The 14,347-nt window shown below is 70.2% G+C and carries 11 protein-coding genes; 5 read left to right on the top strand and 6 right to left on the bottom strand.

Going from position 1 to position 14,347, the window contains the following annotated elements; all coding sequences use genetic code 11:
- Positions 1 to 91 precede the first annotated feature (91 nt).
- On the top strand, positions 92 to 895 hold the full coding sequence (locus CGR01S_RS12240; protein WP_042427457.1) for an aldolase/citrate lyase family protein: 804 nt from the start codon (positions 92 to 94) through the stop codon (positions 893 to 895).
- Here CGR01S_RS12240 and CGR01S_RS12235 read toward each other — a convergent pair.
- Entirely contained in the window at positions 889 to 1,551 is a 663-nt protein-coding gene (locus tag CGR01S_RS12235) for an HNH endonuclease (protein ID WP_042427454.1), read from the bottom strand. The genes CGR01S_RS12240 and CGR01S_RS12235 overlap by 7 nt on opposite strands.
- Positions 1,552 to 2,937: a metalloprotease PmbA gene (pmbA, locus tag CGR01S_RS12230; protein ID WP_042427451.1), complete on the bottom strand. Its 1,386-nt coding sequence runs from the start codon at positions 2,935 to 2,937 to the stop codon at positions 1,552 to 1,554. It lies immediately after the preceding gene.
- A 95-nt stretch (positions 2,938 to 3,032) separates the two neighbouring features.
- Between pmbA and yjgA the strand changes: the two genes are divergently transcribed.
- The 3 genes from yjgA to CGR01S_RS12215 all read left to right on the top strand — a co-directional run bounded on the left by yjgA (position 3,033) and on the right by CGR01S_RS12215 (position 5,384).
- Complete coding sequence (yjgA, locus tag CGR01S_RS12225) at positions 3,033 to 3,698, top strand: ribosome biogenesis factor YjgA (protein WP_042427448.1); 666 nt, start codon at positions 3,033 to 3,035, stop codon at positions 3,696 to 3,698.
- Positions 3,691 to 4,296 carry a molybdopterin adenylyltransferase gene (mog, locus tag CGR01S_RS12220; RefSeq protein ID WP_042427444.1) on the top strand — a complete coding sequence of 202 codons (606 nt, stop codon included), beginning with the start codon at positions 3,691 to 3,693 and terminating at the stop codon, positions 4,294 to 4,296. The genes yjgA and mog overlap by 8 nt, the downstream gene beginning before the upstream one ends.
- Before the next feature lie 62 nt (positions 4,297 to 4,358).
- Positions 4,359 to 5,384, top strand: coding sequence for a PDDEXK family nuclease (locus CGR01S_RS12215; protein WP_042427441.1), 1,026 nt, complete (start codon positions 4,359 to 4,361; stop codon positions 5,382 to 5,384).
- Between the two features lie 85 nt (positions 5,385 to 5,469).
- Here the strand turns inward: CGR01S_RS12215 and cysE are convergent, their stop codons facing one another.
- Positions 5,470 to 6,246, bottom strand: a complete 777-nt coding sequence (cysE, locus tag CGR01S_RS12210) for a serine O-acetyltransferase (protein ID WP_042427438.1) — start codon at positions 6,244 to 6,246, stop codon at positions 5,470 to 5,472.
- Between the two features lie 34 nt (positions 6,247 to 6,280).
- Positions 6,281 to 7,072: an RNA methyltransferase gene (locus CGR01S_RS12205; RefSeq protein WP_042427434.1), complete on the bottom strand. Its 792-nt coding sequence runs from the start codon at positions 7,070 to 7,072 to the stop codon at positions 6,281 to 6,283.
- A 152-nt stretch (positions 7,073 to 7,224) separates the two neighbouring features.
- Here CGR01S_RS12205 and CGR01S_RS12200 point away from each other — a divergent pair, with 152 nt between their 5' ends.
- Complete coding sequence (locus CGR01S_RS12200; protein ID WP_042427431.1) at positions 7,225 to 8,154, top strand: inositol monophosphatase family protein; 930 nt, start codon at positions 7,225 to 7,227, stop codon at positions 8,152 to 8,154.
- 48 nt (positions 8,155 to 8,202) lie between these two features.
- On the opposite strand, the gene CGR01S_RS12195 is transcribed toward CGR01S_RS12200, so the two are convergent.
- Together CGR01S_RS12195 and CGR01S_RS12190 are read right to left on the bottom strand one after the other, a co-directional pair.
- Positions 8,203 to 9,351 (bottom strand): response regulator, encoded by a 1,149-nt coding sequence (locus tag CGR01S_RS12195; protein ID WP_042427594.1) that lies wholly within the window; start codon positions 9,349 to 9,351, stop codon positions 8,203 to 8,205.
- A complete protein-coding gene (locus CGR01S_RS12190) occupies positions 9,329 to 14,209 on the bottom strand; it encodes a PAS domain S-box protein (RefSeq protein WP_084690670.1) in 4,881 nt (1,626 codons plus the stop codon). The genes CGR01S_RS12195 and CGR01S_RS12190 overlap by 23 nt, the downstream gene beginning before the upstream one ends.
- Positions 14,210 to 14,347 lie beyond the last annotated feature (138 nt).

Here is a 14,347-nt window from a genome sequence, read left to right as displayed (position 1 = left end):
GCAGGCCTTTTTGGCTATGATGCGCCCAAGAACGCGGCCCGCCGGCACCCACCGGCGCCGCCCCGCCACCGCCCGCCCCCAGGAGCCCCCCATGCCCGCCCACAACCCCTTCAAGACCGCCCTCACCGCCGGCCAGGCCCAGATCGGCCTGTGGCTCTCCATGGCCGAGCCCTACCTCGCCGAAGTCGCCGCCACGGCGCGCTACGACTGGCTGCTGATCGACGGCGAACACGCGCCCAACGACCTGCGCAGCACGCTCGCGGCACTGCAGGCCATCCAGGGCTACCCCGATTCGCACGCCGTGGTGCGCGTGCCGCAGGGCGACACGGCGCTCATCAAGCAGGTGCTGGACATCGGCGCCAAGTCGCTGCTCGTGCCCATGGTGGACACGGCCGAGCAGGCGCGCGCCATCGCCGCGGCCACGCAGTACCCGCCGCGCGGCGTGCGCGGGGTGGGCAGCGCCGTGGCGCGCTCGTCGCTATGGACGGCGCGCGCCGACTACATGGAGGTGGCCGACGATGAAATCTGCCTGCTGGTGCAGGCCGAGACCGTGACCGCCATGCGCAACCTGCCTGCGATCTGCGCCGTGGACGGCGTGCACGGCGTCTTCATCGGCCCGGCGGACCTGTCGGCCTCCATGGGCCACCGCAGCAACCCCGGCCACCCCGAGGTGCAGGCGGCCATCGAGGGCGCCATCGCCACCATCACGGCCAGCGGCAAGGCGGCGGGCATCCTCACCTCCGACCCGGCCCTGGCCCAGCGCTACCTGGACCTGGGCTGCACCTTCGTCGCCGTGGGGGTGGACGTGCTGGTGTTCGCCCATGCGGCGCGCCAGCTGCGCGCGCAGTTTGGCGGTGCGGCGCAGCCGGCACGCGCCCCCGGCGCGGCCTACTGAGGCAAGACTGCATCGGTCCCCACGGCGGGGGGCGCGCGCCCAAAGCGCTCCAGACCGTCCCACGCGGACCGCACCGGAGGCTGCTCCAGGGGATGGGCGAGGCCGGCCTCTGCCAAGGTGTACCCGCCGCGCCCATAATTGCACGCGGCGCAGGTAATGACCATGTTCGAGAGCTCGTTGCCGCCGCCCAGGGCGTGCGGCAGCAGGTGGTCATATTGCGCCCAGAGGGCAAAAAACGCGGCGTGCCGCTCTGCGTTGCGCTTGCCCCAGCGCAGCGCCTGGGGGTAGGCCCGCCGGATGCGCTCGCGCACCTCCTGGCGGATGACGGGAATGCCGCAGAACCGGCAGTGAAAGCCATCGCGCGCATGCAGTTGGCAGCGTTCCTGCGCGCTGGGCATGCGTGCCGGCACCCGTGGCGCCCCGGCCAGGCGGGGCGCAGGGGCGGGACGGATGACAGCATAGGGGCTGTTCCTGCCCAGAATGGACTCCACCCACGCAGCCACCGCCGGCATGTCGGCCTGCCGGATCCAGGCTTCGGCCTGGGCGGCCTGGCCCCGCAGGTGAGCGGTGACGGCCGCATCCAGCAGCGCGGCGGCCTGCGCGATCTCCGGGATCGGCGCGCGAAAGCAGGCGCGCAGTGCCGGGTGGCCGTCCAATCAGCTCCCCGCCACCGTCATGCGGTTGATGAGCACCGAGCCCACGGTCTTGGCGCCGTAGGCGTAGGCGTCGGCGCCCACGGCCTCGATGCCCTTGAACATGGTCTTGAGGTTGCCGGCGATGGTGATCTCGTGCACGGGGAAGGCGATCCGGCCGTTCTCCACCCAGAAGCCGCTGGCGCCGCGCGAGTAGTCGCCCGTCACGTAATTCACTCCCTGGCCCATGAGCTCGATGACGAACAGGCCCGTGCCCAGCTTTTGCAGCATGGCCTCGAGGTTGTCGCCCTTCTTCGTGCGGCGCGAGGTCAGCACCAGGTTGTGCGAGCCGCCGGCGTTGCCGGTGGTCTTCATGCCGAGCTTGCGCGCCGAATAGCTGCTGAGGAAGTAGCCCTGCACGCGCCCGGCGTCCACCACCTTGCGCGCCTGCACGCGCACGCCCTCCTCGTCGAACGGCGAGCTGCCCTTGCCGCGCAGCACGAACGGGTCTTCGAGGATGTCGATGTGCTTGGGAAACACCGGCTTGCCCAGCGAATCGACCAGGAAGCTGCTCTTGCGGTAGAGCGCGCCGCCGCTCGTGGCCTGCACGTAGGCCCCCAGCAGGCCGGCAGCCAGCGAGGACTCGAACAGCACCGGGCATTCGGTGGTGGCGATCTTGCGGCTGCCTAGGCGACTGAGCGCGCGCTCGGCGGCATAGCGGCCCACGGCGGCGGGCGACGCCAGCTCGCCCACGCTGCGCTGCGAGCTGTACCAGGCGTCGCGCTGCATCTCGCCATGCCGGCCGGGCAGCGAGGCGATGGGCGCGACCGAGACGCTGTGCCGCGACGAGGCGTAGCCGCCGCGAAACCCCCGCGTGTGCGCGCTGAAGAAATGGCTCTGCTGGGCCGAGACGGCCGCGCCCTCGCTGTTGGTGATGCGCTTGTGCGTGTCAAAGGCCGCGGCCTCGCACTCCAGGGCCATGCGCGCGGCCTCCTCGCTCGTAGGCAGCCAGGGGTGGAACAGATCCAAGTCGCGGTGCTCCTGGGGCGGGGCGATGTCATCCGCATCGGGGAGACCGGCCACCGGGTCTTCGGCCGTGAAGCGCGCGATGTCGTAGGCGGCCTGCACCGTGCGCTCGATGGCGGCGTCCGAAAAATCCGAGGTGCTGGCGTTGCCGCGCCGCTGCCCGAGGTAGACGGTCACGCCCAGCGACTTGTCGCGGTTGCGCTCCACCGTCTCGAGCTCGCCCTTGCGCACGCTCACCGACAGGCCGGCCCCTTCGGAGGCCTCGGCCCCGGCGTCGGTGGCGCCGAGCTTGCGCGCGTGCGCGAGCGCGTGGTCCACGAGTCGTTCAAACTGGGCACGGGTATAGGCAAAGCCGGATTCGGCAGCGGTGGACATATGGTTCATGGCGACGGCTATGATACTTGCCGCCGCGGCCCGCGCCCGGCGCACCCCCCACGCCCCCGCGCCAGCGCCCGCCTCTCTTTTCCCCCGACGCCACCATGCCACGCAAACCCAAAAAAGGCTATTTCGTGAAAGGCCAGTTCATCGCCGAAGGCAGCGAACTGGATCTGCAGCTCAAAGCCGAACTCAAGGGCACGGACTCCAGCAAGACCGACCTCAAGCGGGAAAGCGACGAACTGCAGGACCTGGGCCATGACCTGCTCACCCTGCGCAGCGATCTGTTCGAGCGCCTGCAACTGCCCGAGACCCTGGTCCTGGCCCTGGCCGAAGCGCGCCGCATCACCAACTTCGAAGGCAAGCGCCGCCAGATGCAGTACGTGGGCAAGCTCATGCGCAAGCTCGACGAGGACGCCGTGCAGGCCGCCCGCGACGCCCTGGCCGAGCAGCGCAGCGGCCCCGCGCGCGAGACCCTGCTGCTGCACCAGGCCGAGCACTGGCGCGACCAGCTCATCGCGCACGACCAGGCCCTGGCCGAGTGGATCGCCAGCTTCCCCGGCGCCGACATGCAGCAACTGCGCGCCCTGATCCGCCAGGCGCGCAAGGACGCCTTGCCCGAGCGCGAAGCCGCCGCCGCCCAGTCCCACGGGCAGGCGCCGCGCAAGGGCCGCGCCTACCGCGACCTGTTCACCCTGCTGCGCACCCAACTGGCGGAGGCCGCCGCGCAGGCACCCATCCCCCCTGGCGAGGAGCCCGCCGATGACTGACAACACCCCCACCTGCGAGCCGGTAAAGATCGGCATCGTCTCCATCAGCGACCGCGCCAGCAGCGGCGTCTACGAGGACAAGGGCCTGCCCGCGCTGCAGGACTGGCTCGCGCGCGCGCTCAAGAACCCCATCAGCTTCGAGCCGCGCCTGATCCCCGACGAGCAGGACAGCATCAGCGCCACGCTGATCGCGCTGGCGGACGAGGGCTGCAGCCTGGTGCTGACCACGGGCGGCACCGGACCGGCCCCGCGCGATGTGACGCCCGAGGCCACGCTGGCCGTGGCGCACAAGGAGATGCCGGGCTTTGGCGAGCAGATGCGCCGGATCAGCCAGCACTTCGTGCCCACGGCCATCCTCTCGCGCCAGGTGGCCGTGGTGCGCGGCCAGTGCCTCATCATCAACCTGCCCGGGCAGCCCAAGGCCATCGCCGAGACGCTGGAAGGCCTCAAGGACAGCGACGGCCAGCAGCTCGTGCCCGGCATCTTCGCGGCCGTGCCCTACTGCATCGACCTCATCGGCGGCCCCTACCTGGAGACGCACGACAGCGTGTGCAAGGCCTTCCGGCCCAAGAGCGCGGTGCGGCCGCAAGGCACTTGAGCACCCTGCAAGCCTGCGGTCCTGTCGCGCTGCCGTTTCGTTCCTGACCATCTCCTTGCACCATGCCCATCTACCGCTGCAACCAGTGTGGGTTCATCTCGGAAGAGTCCACCACCCCCGTCGGGTCCCAAATGCCCTGCGCGCGCTGTGGCACGGCATCGACCGTGTTTGGCACCGTGTTCTATGTGGAAAAGCTGCTGGAGCGGTATTTCGCCGCCATGCGCGAACTCAAGGCATTGCAGCAGACCGAAGAAGCCTCCGGCACCACTGAGACCGAGGCTGCAGCACCAAGCCATCCGGGGACAGCGCACAGCGACGCGCCTTCTGCGCTGCAGGACGTGAACCTGCACAACACCAGCCTGCTGGCCACTGCGCAACAGCATGCGCCCCTGCGGGACTGGTTTGCAGCGCGGCAAATCGACGCCCGCTTTGACCATGCGCTGGTGGACACCAGTGGCTTCTTCGACGACGCGGCGCGCATGGTCGGCGGCAACTATGCGCTGTATGGCGAGCTGATGGACCGCGTGCGCTATGCCTACCGCAAGAGCCATAGTTGGGTGAACCTGGAACTGGGCCAACTGGCGCAAAAGGACGCACAAGCCATCAATGCCCTGTGCCGCCAGCTGTACAGCCACACCTTTTTTGCCCGCTACCACTATCAAAAGCCGGAAAAGATCGTTCGCCTCACACTGCAGACGGCGCCTGCGGTGCGCCAGTTCTTTGATGGGGGTTGGCTGGAGTGGTACGCCTTCATGGCGCTGATCGACCACCTGCAGCAAAGTGGCCAGAGCTTCTCCTGCGCTCGCGGCGTCAAGGTGGTGTTTCCCAATGAAGACTTGCATGAGCTCGATGTGCTGTGCCTGCCCGCAGGCCAGGCGCCCATTTGCATCGAATGCAAATCGGGCGAATTTCGGCGTGACATCGACAAATACCTGCGGCTGCGCAAACGGCTGGGACTGGACAAAAGCCGCTTCATCCTGTGCGCTGCGGATCTCACCGAGGAACAGGCTGCAGGCCTGTCGGCGATGTATGACCTGAGCTTTGTGAACCTGCAAACGCTGGCAGGGCATTTGCAGCGGCTGGTGTGAGGCATGTGCCGCGGCAGGCGGCACATTGGTTCCGGTGGCTGACCGCGGCTCTCGCCCCGGCCGCCCCCCTCAGCCAACGCCTGACCTACTTCCCCACGAGGTCGTTGAGCTTGCCCGCCTCGAACTGCTCCTTCAGCGCCGCGTCATCGGGCACGCAGTCGCCCGTCTTGACGCAGTCGGAGAGCTTTTCGATGGCCTGCCACAGCAGCGCGATCTGGTGCTCCTGCGAGGCGGCGCTGTCGATCAGGCCGCGCATGGCCTGCGACAGCGGGTCGTCCTCCTGGGTGATGCCGTAGGCCGTGAACTTGCGCGGCTGGGCCTCGGTCACGTCGGCGCTCTGGCCTTCCTTGGACGGGATGATGCGCGCGGGAATGCCCACCGCCGTGGCGCCCGCCGGCACGGGCTTGATGACCACGGCGTTGCTGCCGATCTTGGCCCCGTCGCCCACCTCGAAGCCGCCCAGCACCTTGGCGCCGGCGCTGACCACCACATCCTTGCCCAGCGTGGGGTGGCGCTTGGTGCCCTTGTAGAGCGAGGTGCCGCCCAGCGTGACGCCCTGGTAGATGGTGCAGCCATCGCCGATCTCGGCGGTCTCGCCCACCACCACGCCCATGGCGTGGTCGAAGAACACGCGCTCGCCGATCTTGGCGCCGGGGTGGATCTCGATGCCCGTGAGCCAGCGCGCCAGATGCGAGATGAAGCGCCCCAGCCACTTGAGGCCGTGCGTCCAGCACCAGTGCGCGGGCCGGTGCAGCCAGATGGCGTGCAGGCCGGGGTAGCAGGTGATGACCTCCCAGGTGCTGCGGGCCGCGGGGTCGCGGTCGAGGATGCACTGGATGTCGGAGCGCAGGCGGGCAAACATGGGGGGGTCGGTCTGGGGAGAAAGGACACGCAGTCTAGCGCTTTGGCTGGGCCGCCTCGATCATGGCCTTGGCGACACCGCGCAGGATGTGGATTTCCTCGGCCCCCAGTTGCGCGCGGTTGAAAAGCTGGTTCAGCCGCGGCATGAGCTTCTTGGGCGCGGCCGGGTCGAGGAAGCCGATGGCCGTGAGCGCCTGCTCCCAGTGCGCCAGCATGCCGGCCACCTGGCCCGCATCGGCCAACGCGCGCTCGGGCGTGGCCTGCTCCACGCCAAAGCCGCCCAGGGCCTGGCGCCACTCGTAGGCGATGACCTGGATGGCCGCGCCCAGGTTGAGCGAGCCGAACTGCGGGTTGGTGGGAATGGAGAGCGCCACATGGCAGCGGTACACATCTTCGTTGGCCATGCCGAAACGCTCGGAGCCGAACAGGAAGCCGATGCCGCTTTCGGCAGCCGCCGGTTCTGAATTGGAGGTGATTTTGGCCTCCAGCGCTTGTCCAGCATGCGCCGGCAGCTCCTTTTTCAATAGCATATCGAAATGCGCGCGCGGCGCGCGCGTGGGCGGGCCGAAGTCGCGCGGCGTCATGGCCGTGGCGCACAGGTGGCTGATGCCGTCGAGCGCCTCGTCCAGCGTGTCCACGATGCGCGCGTTCTGCAGCACATCGAGTGCGCCGCTGGCGCGCTGGATGGTCTCCTCGCGCCGCAGCACGTTGGGCCAGCGCGGAGCGACCAGCACCAGGTCGTCGAAACCCATGGTCTTCATGGCGCGGGCAGCGGCGCCCACATTGCCGGCATGGCTGGTCTGGATGAGGATGAAACGGGTCTTCATGGGGGCGCGTGCCCGGGCGGCGCAGGCGCTGCGCGGGCGGTGCGGGTAAAATCGGGGCCTTATTGTCGCTGCCCGCATCGCCCGGCGGCGATTTCCCTGTTCCTGGCCCGCGCGCCACGCCACAAGCCGTGCCGCGCTCACCTGCACAATCCATGTCGTCCAATCTGCACCCCATGCTCAACGTGGCCATCAAGGCCGCCCGCGCCGCCGGCGCCATCATCAACCGCGCGGCGCTCGACGTGGAATCGGTGCGCATCTCGCAGAAGCAGATCAACGACTTCGTCACCGAGGTGGACCATGCGAGCGAGCAGGCCATCATCGAGACGCTGCTCACGGCCTATCCGGGCCACGGCATCCTGGCCGAGGAGTCGGGCAGCCAGCATGGCGCCAAGGATTCCGACTACATCTGGATCATCGATCCGCTGGACGGCACCACCAACTTCATCCACGGCTTTCCGGTCTATTGCGTGAGCATTGCGCTGGCCTTCAAGGGCAAGATCGAGCAGGCGGTGGTCTATGACCCCACGCGCAACGACCTGTTCACGGCCACGCGCGGGCGCGGCGCCTTCCTCAACGAACGGCGCATCCGCGTCTCCAAGCGCACCCAGCTCAAGTCGTGCCTGATCTCCACGGGCTTCCCGTTCCGCCCGGGCGACAACTTCAAGAACTACCTGGCCATGATGGGCGACGTGATGCAGCGCACCGCCGGTCTGCGCCGTCCTGGCGCCGCCGCGCTGGACCTGGCCTACGTGGCTGCGGGCTACACCGATGCCTTCTTTGAGACCGGCCTGTCGAGCTGGGACGTGGCCGCGGGCTCGCTGCTGGTGACCGAGGCGGGCGGCCTGATCGGCAACTTCACGGGCGAGGCCGACTTTCTGGAGCAGCGCGAGTGCCTGGCGGGCACGCCGCGCATTTACGGCCAGATGGTGCAGATCCTGGGCAAGTACAGCAAGTTCGCCAGCGCCGGTGAAAAAGCCGCGCTGCGCCAGGCAGGCATTGACGCCGACAACCCTGCCACGCAGGCGCAAAGCCCCGAGGAGGGGGACGGCGCAGACGCTGCCGGCGAAGGCAGCGGCGACTGAAACAGGCCGGGCCCGGGCACACGCCCCCACGCCCGGGGAGCGCGGCGCTCAGGGGGGCGGGGCTTGGGCTTCGTCCGGAAAGCGCTGGGCGATGCCGCGCCAGTCCTCGGCCACTTCGATGAAGGCATCGACCACCAGGGGGTCGAACTGCGTGCCGCGCCCGCGGATGACGGCGTTGCAGGCCTGTTCGTGCGTGCCCGCAGGCTTGTAGGGGCGCGCGCTGATCACGGCGTCGTAGACGTCGGCCACGGCCATGAGGCGCGCCGCCACGGGAATGGCGTCGCCCGCCAGGCCCTGGGGGTAGCCGGTGCCGTCCCAGCGCTCATGGTGGCTGCCGGCCATGTCCTTGGCCACGTCGAGAAAGCGCACGCGCATGCCCAGGCGCCGCTCGGCGCCCTCGATGGCCTTGCGCCCGAGCTGGGCATGGGTCTTGGCCACGGTGAATTCGTCTTCGGTCAGGCGGCCGGGCTTGAGCAGGATGTGGTCGGGCACGCCCACCTTGCCGATGTCGTGCAGCGGCGCGGATTTGTAGAGCAGTTCGATCATCGAGGCCGTGAGCACGGCCTCGAAGCGCGGGTGCCGGCGCAACTGCTCGGCCAGGGTCTTGACGTACCACTGCGTGCGCCGCAAGTGGTTGCCCGTCTCGGCGTCGCGCGTCTCGGCCAGCGAGGCCAGGGCGATGATGGTCACATCCTGCAGGGCCTGCAGCTCCAGCGTGCGCAGCGCCACCTCGCGCTCCAGGTAGTCGCTCTTGTTGCGCAAAAAGTCGGCCGTGGCCTTGAGCGCCAGGTGCGTCTGCACGCGCGCCTGCAGGATGGGCGGGCTGATGGGCTTGGTGATGTAGTCCACCGCGCCCAGCTCCAGGCCCATGCGCTCGTCCTGCACGTCGCTGCGCGCCGTGAGGAAGATGACCGGCACGTCGCGCGTGAGCGCGCTGGCCTTGAGGCGGCGGCACACTTCGTAGCCGTCCATGCCGGGCATCATGATGTCGAGCAGCACCAGGTCGGGCAGCGGGTCGGCCTGCATGGCCTTCAAGGCACGCTCGCCGCTGTGGGCGACCTTGACGCGGTAACGCTCGTCCAGCAGCTCGGCCATCATGGCGAGGTTGTCGGGCGTGTCGTCCACGACCAGCACGGTGGGCATCTGGCGCTGGCCCCAGGTGGCGGCCGCGCCTTCAGGAAGGCTCTCTCGTTGCATGGCGTCCTCCGTGGTCACCGCCAGGGCCGGGCGGTGGGCCAGCCTGCGGGTTGCGCGCCAGCCACCCGGTCAGGATGTGCAGCGCGGTCTCATAGTCGAATTGTTCGATGTGCGCCGCCAGCACCGCTGCATCGGCGGCGCCCAGCAGGCGGCGCAGGGCCGCTTCGTGGCGCAGCGCGTGCGCGCGGGCGCGCGGGTCGTCGGCGCGCAGCAGGGCTTGCAGCTCCTGGGCGGCCTGGGCGCCATCGGCCGCGGCGGCGGCCGCAGCCCCGCCCGCACTGCCTGCGGCGGCAGTTCGCGCCGGTTCGGGCAGTGCCGCGCTCCAGCGCAGCAGGTGCGCCACCAGCGGCTCCAGGTGCTCGCGCACGCCCTGCAGCAGGTGCGCCACCGGCACGCCCTGGTCCGGGCTGGCGCGCAGGCCTTCCTCGAGCCGGGCTGCGGCCTCTTGCAGCGGCCCGGCGCCCAGGGTGCCCGCCAGCCCGCGCAGGGTGTGGGCCTCGCGCAGCAGGGTCTCGGGCTGCCCGCCGGCCAGGGCGCAGGCCATGCGCTCGGCGCTGTCGGCGTGGTGCGCTGCAAACCGCTGCAGCATCTGCGCATAGAACGCCGGGCGGCCCAGGGCATTGCGCAGGCCGGCCTGCAGGTCCAGACCGGCGCAGGGCGCAGGCAGCCGCGCCTCGTCCGGCCCGGGGCCGGCAGGCGCGGCAGGGGGAGCGGCAGCCGCGCCGCCCGCCTGGGCCAGCGGCGCGGCGCACCAGCGCTGCAGCACTTCCCACAGGCGCTCGGGCACCACGGGCTTGGCCAAGTGGTCGTTCATGCCGGCATCGAGGCAGCGCTGGCGGTCGGCCTCCATGGCATTGGCCGTCATGGCGACAACGGGCAGCCGGGCAAGCGCGGGCTCGGCGCGCAGGCGGCGCGTGGCTTCCAGCCCGTCCATCACGGGCATCTGCATGTCCATGAACACCAGGTCGTAGGGGCGGCTGCGCGCCAGTTGCAGCGCCTGCGCGCCGTTGTGCGCCAGATCGACCTGCGCCCCGGTCTCGCGCAGCAGCTCCAGGGCGACCTGCTGGTTGAGCTCGTTGTCCTCGGCCACGAGCACGCGCGCACCGGGCAGCCAGGGGCAGGCCTGCGCGCTGGCGCCGGTGCCGGGGCGCTCGCCGGCGCCGGACTGCGGCCGGCCCAGCACCTGCATGAGCGTGTCGAACATGACGGAGGCGCTTACGGGCTTGATGAGCACCTCCTCGATGCCCTGGCGCTGCGCGCGGCGCAGCACGTCCTCGCGCCCATAGGCCGTGACCATGACGCGGTGCGGCAGCGCGGGCAGCGCCAGTTCGCCGATGCGCTGGCCCAGCTCCAGGCCATCCATACCGGGCATCTGCCAGTCCAGCACCACCAGGCCGTAGGGCTGGCCTTTTTGCGCGGCCTCGCGCAGCGCCGCCAGGGCGTGCGCGCCGTCGTGCACGGCATCGACCGCGAAGCGCATGGAGCGCAGCATCTCGCTCAGCACCGTGGCGGCATGGGCGTTGTCGTCCACCACCAGCACGCGCAGGCCCTGCAGATCGGGCGCGGGCAGGAGCGGCCTGGCCGGTGCGCCGCGGCGCAGCGGCAGGCTGACCCAGAAGGTCGAGCCCTGGCCCAGGGTGCTGTGCACGCCCACCTCGCCGTGCATGAGCTCGGCCAGGCTCTTGCAGATGGCCAGCCCCAGGCCGGTGCCGCCGTAGCGGCGCGTGGTGGAGGTGTCGGCCTGCTGGAAGCTCTGGAACAGCTTGTCCACCTGCTCGGGCGACAGGCCGATGCCGGTGTCGCGCACCTCCAGGCGCAGCAGCACCTGCTCGCCCTCGTCCTGCAGCAGGCGCACCACGATGCCCACGTCGCCGCGCTCGGTGAATTTGACGGCGTTGTTGGCGTAGTTGATGAGGATTTGTCCGATGCGCAGCGCGTCGCCCACGAGGTTTTGCGGCACGCGGCTGTCCACATCGCAAATGAGCTCCAGACCCTTGGCGCTGGCCTTGTGGCTGACCACATCGACCACGCCGGCGAGCACCTGGTCGAGCACAAAGGGGTGGGCGTCGATGCGCAGCTTGCCCGCCTCGATGCGCGAGAAGTCGAGGATGTCGTTGATGACGCCCATGAGGTGCTTTCCGGCCTGCTCGATCTTGCTCACATAGTCGTGCTGGCGCGGCGTGAGGCCGGACTTGAGCGCCAGGTGCGACATGCCGATGATGGCGTTCATGGGCGTGCGGATCTCGTGGCTCATGTTCGCCAGGAAGTGCGACTTGAGCGCAGCCGCCTCCTCGGCGAGCTCCTTGGCGCGGCGCAGGTCCTGCGCCAGGCGCTCGCGCTCGCTGATGTCCACCAGCGTGCCGATCACGCCGCACAGCGCATCGCCCTCGCGCCCGAAGCCCTGCAGCCAGTACAGGGTGCGCCGCACCTGGCCGTCGGCGTACCGGATGTCCACCTCGCGGTGCACCGGCTGGGCGCTCTGCAGCGCGGTGGCCACGTCGTCCTGGAACTGCCGGCGCTCGGGCGGGGTGAAGAACGGCATGTCCAGCACGGTCTTGCCCAGGTAGTCTTCACGCAGGATGCCGAAGGCCTGCTCGTAGGCGCGGTTGAAGCCCAGGTAGTGCCCGGCACTGTCCTTGTAGACCACGGGCAGGGGGATGGTGTCGATGAGCACCTGCTGGAACTGCAGTTGCGCCGCCACACGGGCTTCGAGCTGCTTGTAGGCGTCGATGTCGACGTTCACGCCCACCAGGCGCTCGGCCCGGCCGCTGGCGTCGCGCAGGATGCGTGCGGAGCATTCGAACCAGCACACCCGGCCGTCCGAGCGCTGCTGGCGCCAGGTATCGCGCAGACTGCTGGCCTGGCCCTGCAGCGCCGCATCCATGCGTGCGAGCGCGGCCTCGCGGTCGGGTGCGTAAAGCCGCGCGGCCCAGGCCTCGCGCCAGTCGTCGAACACGCGCTCCTGCAGCCCCTCGGCGCCGGCCTGCTTGCTGCTCCAGACGCTGCGCCCGGTGCGCAGGTCCACGTCGAAGACGCCGATCTTGCCGACTTCCTGCGCCAGTTCGAGGCGCTCGCGCACCTGCTGCATGGCGCGCTCGGCCGCGAGCACCTCGGTCACGTCCTCGATGATCCAGATCGCCGCATGCGTGCAGCCGTCGATGTGCACGGGGCTGGCCGAGACGCGCGCCTCGAAGGGCGTGCCATCCATGCGGCGCACCTTCCAGTGCTCGCGCACCGCACGGCCCTGCCCCAGCGGCGGCGCCACGCGCGCCGAGAATGCCGCATGGTCCTGCTCGCTGGCGAACAGGCGGCTCACGGGGGCGCCGTGCAACTGCGCCTGCGTGCCGCCCACGAGGGCGGCAAACGCCGGGTTGAACAGGCGGATGCGACCGTCGCCGGTGAGCAGCACGGGGGGCGCGTTGTCGAACAGGGCCTGCTGCTGCTCCACGAGCTCGCGCAGCCGGGCCTCGTTGTGCCGCAGGGTCTGCTGCTCCTGCATGCGCTCGCTCACGTCCTGGTGCAGGCCCACCATGCCTATGCACTGGCCGCGCTCGTCCAGCACGGGCGAGAGCGTGGCCTCGGCGTGGTACTCGGCGCCGTCCTTGCGCCGGTTGACGAAGCTGCCCTTCCACGCGCGCCCTGCCACGAGGTGGGCCCACATGTCGCTATAGGTCTGCAACGGGGTCTTGCCGCTGGCCAGCACGCTGGGCTTGGCGCCGCACACCTCGGCCAGCGCGTAGCCCGTGGTCTGCTCGAATCCGGGGTTGACCCATTCGATCACGCCCCGCGCATCCGTCACCACCACGGCCAGCGGGCTGCTCTGCAGCGCCGCACCGAGCACCTGCAAACGCTTGTGCGTGGCCGCCATGCGCTGGCGGTTGCGCAGCGACTGCAGCACCAGCAGGCCCAGCAGCGCCAGCAGCGTGCCCACCGCCAGCGCCAGCCCGGCGCGGTCTGCCCAGGGAAAGACATGCGCCGTGCCGTCGAGCAGCACCAGCGTCCAGGGGCCGTCCGCAGCGTTCCAGTCGATGGGGCGCTGCACCAGCGCATACACGGCGCCGTCGATGAACACCTCGTCCTGGCGCACGTCGAAAGGCAGGGCCGAGGCCACGCCGTTGGCAAAGTGGCGCCCGAACTGCTGGAGCTGCGCCATGGCGTCGATGCGGCGCTGCTCCAGCGGCGGCGTGACGGCGAACAGCCATTCGGCGCGCGTGCTCGCCATGGCCACGCCCTGGGGCGCCAGCAGCAGCGCCTGCATTCCGGCCGCGGCCAGGGCGGATTCGGCCACGGCGAAGGGCAGCTTGGCCATGACCACGCCACGCACCGGCGCTGCCACGTCGGCACCCGCAGACACGGGCGCAGCCAGGTAGAGCACGCGCTCGCTGCTGGCAGCGTCCACCGCCGCGTGCACATTGCCGCGCCCGCGCAGCGCGGCCTGGAACCAGGGCTGCTGCGCCGCATTGCCGCTGTCCGGGGCGGACTCGGCCGTGGCCTGCGCCAATAGCGCGCCATCGGCCCCGTGCAGGAACACGCCGCGCGCATCCAGGCGCTCGCGCACGGTGCCCAGCAGGGCCTGCACGGCCGCTGCAGACGCCGACCCGCGCAGCGTGTGCTGCAGCAGGGGCGCCTCGCGCCCGAGCAGCGTGACGACCTCCAGTGCCTCGCTGCGCACGGTGCGTGCGTCCAGCGTGTGCGCCACTTCGGCGAGCCTGGCCACCATGTGCTCGCGGTGATCCTGCAGCCGCTTTTGCCACTGCAGCTCCACGGCACCCCAGGCGCCCAGCATGGCCGCGGCCAGCACCGCCAGGACACCCGGCAGCCAGGCAATGCGCAGAGGCTGGGCGGGCGGCATGGGCATGGGCGGGGCCTGCGGTGTTCAGCAGCCGACGGTCACAGGCACTCGGCCCATTGCGCCTCGATGTCCTCGACGGTGCCGGGCCGCCCGAACAGATAGCCCTGGAACTGCTCGCAGCCGTGCAGGCGCAGAAAGCCCAAC

The sequence above is a fragment of the Comamonas granuli NBRC 101663 genome (genome assembly GCF_000739995.1).
GTDB classification, from domain to species: domain Bacteria; phylum Pseudomonadota; class Gammaproteobacteria; order Burkholderiales; family Burkholderiaceae_C; genus Simplicispira; species Simplicispira granuli.
The sequence above is the reverse complement of the archived record's forward strand: the minus strand, read 5'-3'. Positions and strand labels throughout refer to the sequence as shown.

What these genes read in the sequence shown, in the direction of transcription:
- pmbA (WP_042427451.1), bottom strand. Translation starts at nt 2,937, where the DNA reads ATGAACCATATGTCCACCGCTGCCGAATCCGGCTTTGCCTATACCCGT.
- CGR01S_RS12190 (WP_084690670.1), bottom strand. Translation starts at nt 14,209, where the DNA reads ATGCCCATGCCGCCCGCCCAGCCTCTGCGCATTGCCTGGCTGCCGGGT.
- yjgA (WP_042427448.1), top strand. Translation starts at nt 3,033, where the DNA reads ATGCCACGCAAACCCAAAAAAGGCTATTTCGTGAAAGGCCAGTTCATC.
- mog (WP_042427444.1), top strand. Translation starts at nt 3,691, where the DNA reads ATGACTGACAACACCCCCACCTGCGAGCCGGTAAAGATCGGCATCGTC.
- CGR01S_RS12205 (WP_042427434.1), bottom strand. Translation starts at nt 7,072, where the DNA reads ATGAAGACCCGTTTCATCCTCATCCAGACCAGCCATGCCGGCAATGTG.
- CGR01S_RS12195 (WP_042427594.1), bottom strand. Translation starts at nt 9,351, where the DNA reads ATGCAACGAGAGAGCCTTCCTGAAGGCGCGGCCGCCACCTGGGGCCAG.
- CGR01S_RS12200 (WP_042427431.1), top strand. Translation starts at nt 7,225, where the DNA reads ATGTCGTCCAATCTGCACCCCATGCTCAACGTGGCCATCAAGGCCGCC.
- CGR01S_RS12240 (WP_042427457.1), top strand. Translation starts at nt 92, where the DNA reads ATGCCCGCCCACAACCCCTTCAAGACCGCCCTCACCGCCGGCCAGGCC.
- CGR01S_RS12215 (WP_042427441.1), top strand. Translation starts at nt 4,359, where the DNA reads ATGCCCATCTACCGCTGCAACCAGTGTGGGTTCATCTCGGAAGAGTCC.
- cysE (WP_042427438.1), bottom strand. Translation starts at nt 6,246, where the DNA reads ATGTTTGCCCGCCTGCGCTCCGACATCCAGTGCATCCTCGACCGCGAC.